This is a genomic window from Variovorax sp. P2_H12 (assembly GCF_056403395.1).
In genome coordinates, this window is the sequence record NZ_JBFUFO010000262.1 from 1 (window position 1) to 399 (window position 399).

General features: G+C 73.4%; 2 protein-coding genes. Both read left to right on the plus strand.

Annotation, left to right across the window (positions count from 1 at the left end):
• Nucleotides 1–189, plus strand: a 189-nt coding sequence (locus AC1DYK_RS36060; RefSeq protein WP_478170631.1) for a hypothetical protein, incomplete at its 5' end; no start/stop codon positions are given.
• Nucleotides 186–399, plus strand: a 214-nt coding sequence (locus AC1DYK_RS36065; RefSeq protein WP_478170632.1) for a hypothetical protein, incomplete at its 3' end; no start/stop codon positions are given. The genes AC1DYK_RS36060 and AC1DYK_RS36065, both read left to right, overlap by 4 nt.

Here is a 399-nt window from a genome sequence, read left to right on the forward strand (position 1 = left end):
CCGGAGGCCCGTGCCCGGCTCGACGCCCTCCTCGGCGCGCTGGCCGCCGCCGGTCTCGAAGTGGCCGAGGTCGAGGAGGAGTTCGTGGTGCACGACGACCATCCGGCTGTGGACGCGGGCTGGATCGACGAGCGGACCGAGCACCCGGTCGAGGAACGAGGCGAGCGGCGGCCCGAGGTGACGGTATGAGCGCGGCGGACCGACCGTTCCCCGGCGAGCCGACATTCAGCGACCCCTCCCTCGCACCGCGCTGGCGGACCGCCCGGCGCACCGTTCAGGACCATCTGCTCCGAGTGATCACCGAGTCGTCGTGGGGAGACGGCCTGATCCTGCGCGGCAGTCTGCCCCTCCAGGCCTGGGTGGGCGCCGCTGCCCGGGAACCGGGCGATCTGGACTGGA